General features: G+C 43.0%; 2 protein-coding genes and 1 pseudogene. 1 reads left to right on the top strand and 2 read right to left on the bottom strand.

Annotated elements, in window-relative coordinates; all coding sequences use genetic code 11:
• Positions 1–1,494, bottom strand: a 1,494-nt coding sequence (locus QUB51_RS25495) for an AAA family ATPase (RefSeq protein ID WP_333263763.1), incomplete at its 3' end; no start/stop codon positions are given.
• A 315-nt stretch (positions 1,495–1,809) separates the two neighbouring features.
• On the opposite strand from QUB51_RS25495, the pseudogene QUB51_RS25490 reads away from it, so the two are divergent.
• A pseudogene (locus QUB51_RS25490) lies at positions 1,810–2,049 on the top strand (IS1/IS1595 family N-terminal zinc-binding domain-containing protein); the annotation flags it as partial.
• A 2-nt stretch (positions 2,050–2,051) separates the two neighbouring features.
• Here QUB51_RS25490 and QUB51_RS25485 read toward each other — a convergent pair.
• The coding region (locus QUB51_RS25485; protein WP_333298352.1) for a CHAT domain-containing protein at positions 2,052–3,598 on the bottom strand (1,547 nt) is incomplete at its 5' end.

Raw genomic sequence — 3,598 nt, 5'->3', positions numbered from 1 at the left:
ATGAGATGGGTTGACTTCGTTGTCTCGATAAGCACCAATTAGAAATAGATAGTTGGTTTGCTCATCTGCTATCATTAATTGTAGCAGTTTCAATGTGGCGGCATCAGCCCATTGTAAGTCGTCGAGAAAGATGACTAAGGGATAGTCAACTGAACAAAAGACGCGGATGAATTTTTGAAATACTAAATTAAAGCGGTTTTGTGCTTCGGTGGCGCCTAATTCTTGTACGGCGGGCTGTGGGCCAATGATTAGTTCTACTTCGGGAATGACATCGACAATGATTTGACTGTTAGCGCCAAGGGCAGCTAATATTTTTTGTTTCCAGGTATTGAGTTGATTTTCGTTTTCTGTTAAGAGTTGCTTGACTAATGATTGAAAGGCTTTGACAACGGCGGCGTAAGGGATATTTCGTTGAAATTGGTCGAATTTTCCGGCTATAAAATAACCTCTGGCTTTAGTAATTGGTTTATAAACTTCTTGTACTAAGGCGGATTTTCCTATGCCTGAGTAACCGGATACTAGCATCATTTCGGTGCTGCCCCTGCTGACTCGCTCAAAGGCTGCTAATAAGGTTTCAACTTCTGTTTCTCTGCCGTAGAGTTTTTGAGGTATCTGAAACTTATCTGTAATATCTTTTTGGGCGATCGCAAAATCTGCAATTCCTCCCGTAGTTTTTAATTGTTCTAGGCATTCTTCTAGGTCAGCGATAATTCCCCAAGGGCTTTGATATCTGGCTTCAGCGGTTTTCGCTAATAGCTTCATCACAATATCAGAAACAGCTTTAGGAATTTCTCGATTGATTTGGTGGGGCGGTACTGCTTGTTTGGCAATGTGACAGTGGATTAATTCCATTGCATCGCTGTAATCCCAGGGCAATTGCCCTGTTAGCATTTCGTAAAAAGTGACTCCTAATGAGTAAAAATCAGTGCGGTAGTCGATCGCTCTGTTCATTCTGCCTGTTTGTTCCGGCGATATATAGCTAAGGGTGCCTTCTAAAACATTAGGATTTTTCAGGGTAGGATTTTCGCGCTTTAAAACCGTAGAGATGCCAAAATCTATAATTTGAACTCGCCCTGTGCTTGAGTTGATAATAATATTGCTGGGATTAATATCTTTATGAATAATTTTATGTCTGTGAATTTCACCTAAAGCCCTGGTTATTTTAATAGCTGTTAATAAAAACTCTTCTAAGGTAAGTTTGTGAGAAGCCAACCAAAGCTTTAATGAGTCTCCACCACAATCCTCGAAAATGATAGCCAAACTGTTATGGTATCTTTCTAAGCTGTAGGTTTTAGGGACACTTTCTAGGTGAAGATTGTGTGTGATTTCGTATTCCTGCTTGTATCTGACTAACGAAGCTGGCATCGGATAATCTTGTTTGAGAAATTTGAGAATTACGGGTTGGTTGTCTTGCTTTCTCAGTCCCCGGTAAACTACAGAATTATTACTTTCATGGATCTGGTTGGTAATGTCGTAGCCCGGTAAGTTAATCATTCTTACAGCCTCTTGTCAGTATTAATACTCAATTATTTTTTATATATTGTTAGTTAATTAAGTATATGTATTATCTAATACACAATATTACCCTAAAATTTAAGAAAAGCTTAAGTTTTCCAAAAAAAATTATTTTTTCTTAACATTTCTTCAAAATAAGAGGGCTAAACATTCCGACCAGGAGTCCGATCGCTCCACAGTTTCCTGTAAAATCCGGCAAAACAGAGTGAAGTGCGATCGCCGTTAGTCTTCCTAGGAGATTTGGGCGTTGCATAATGAGAGTATAAATAGGGCGAATCACCATGCAATGAAAGCGAGTGCAAATTAACCCATATCCGTAGAAACACTAAGAAAAAAGGAAAACAGAACCACATTTGTGTCAAATGCGATCGTCAATTTATCGCTGATGATGAGTCCCACGCCTGGTTACAGCGAGACTGTGAAACCGGAATGCCTAAAAATGTATGTCAATAGTATAGGTTTTCGGGCAATTAACGAATCAAGGGAGTTCATCACACCACCCTAATAACTTCGGTAAGACTTGTGGGAAAACTCCATTACCAAGGATTGCCAATCATTGTAAAGGCGGCCCAATAATAAGGATGCGAAAGCACTCGATCGCCCCGCGCCGCAATTTCTGGAGGCAAAATTAGACCCCCAGAAAGCCCTTGGGCTCGCAACATCCCGTCTTGAATCCGCACGCGCCCCCGCAGCATCTCCAATTGCGCGCGTCGCAAAGCCTCCGCTTTAATCATCAAATTGCCACCGCGTCTGGGGGCCCGCAACCGCCGATAAAACTCAGTCATCAGCCCCAAAGTCCCATCATCGCTGACTTCCCACAAACTTGCCAAAGCGGATTTAGCACCGCTAGCTACCGCCAAACCCGCAAACCCCAACTCCGCATCTGCATCGCCCAAAGCGGTACTGCACGCGCTTAAAACTAACAGATTCACCGGCGGTTCATTCCATCGCAACTGTCGCATTTGATCGATACGTAATTTACTATCCCACAACTGAATGTAAGAATTTTTCGGTTCTCCTGGCTGGAATTCGCTGTGAGTTGCTAAGTGAATGATGCCAAAAGGCTGATTTGCCCGCTGAGCTTGCAAATTTTCGAGAGTAAAATCTTGATTCAAAAATGATTTTCCTTCACTTGGCGGCGCGATCGACTCTAACTCCACCGGTACCGCTGGTAATGGCGCTTTATCTTCAAATACCGACGCCCCCATGGCCAAAATTTCATCATCCGCAATATTGTCGTAGCCGATATCAGTTAAGCTCAGACTCGGCATCACACTAATGCTGTATTTCTCAACTAAAAAGCCTTTGCCATCGTGAAGAGCAGCAAACGGCACGCTCCGCAAACCTGCTGCTGGAATTACAATTAAATTGTCAATCTTTAAAGCTGTCAATTCTGCGGCAACTGGTGCAATTAACCACCGATAAAGTTTTTGCGCGGTATCCAAATAACTAATGCTGCTTCTTTTTCGGGGATTAGTTATTTCGGTTTGCAGGGCGTCAGCTAGTTGCAACACCTGCCAGCGGGTTGTAGCCGGAATTAAAACGCGCTGGGGTTGAGCATTAGCTGTTACTAACACTATTTCTAAATGCTCCCCACTCGGAACATCGGAAACTTCTTTGCCATCCGGCGACAACCTCTGAGTCAACTTATCTTCTAAGGGATGAGATGGCTGGGATGCGAGGTTTGTTTTCACAGGCAATAGATTTGATAAATCCTGACTTGCCACCAGTACAGAATCATTTTCTTTGGCAGCGGCTGCATCAGCTCTGCTGAGCCAATTCATATAAATAATGGCAGATTTGATTCCGGTAATTTTTTCGTTTTTGCGAAGATTTTCGTAAATTACCGACATATTCCCGATCGGTCTTCTTGCGGGCAAATCCAGATATTTTTCGTACTCGCGAGTAAAGATTTCCTCAAATGCTAAAACTCCCGAACCTGCCGAATCTAGCCTGCGAGAAGGAGCGAAAATATCCGGGCTAATTTCGGGAGTGTTGTATTGACTTTGCGATCGCAATTCTACTTGCACAGATGCAGGAAATGACAGCGCCGGATCGCGATTTACGGACTCAAGAGGCGGTG

Origin of the sequence: Microcoleus sp. AT8-A3 (assembly GCF_036705675.1) — a bacterium.
Taxonomy (GTDB): Bacteria; Cyanobacteriota; Cyanobacteriia; order Cyanobacteriales; family Microcoleaceae; genus Microcoleus.
The sequence above is the reverse complement of the archived record's forward strand: the minus strand, read 5'-3'. Positions and strand labels throughout refer to the sequence as shown.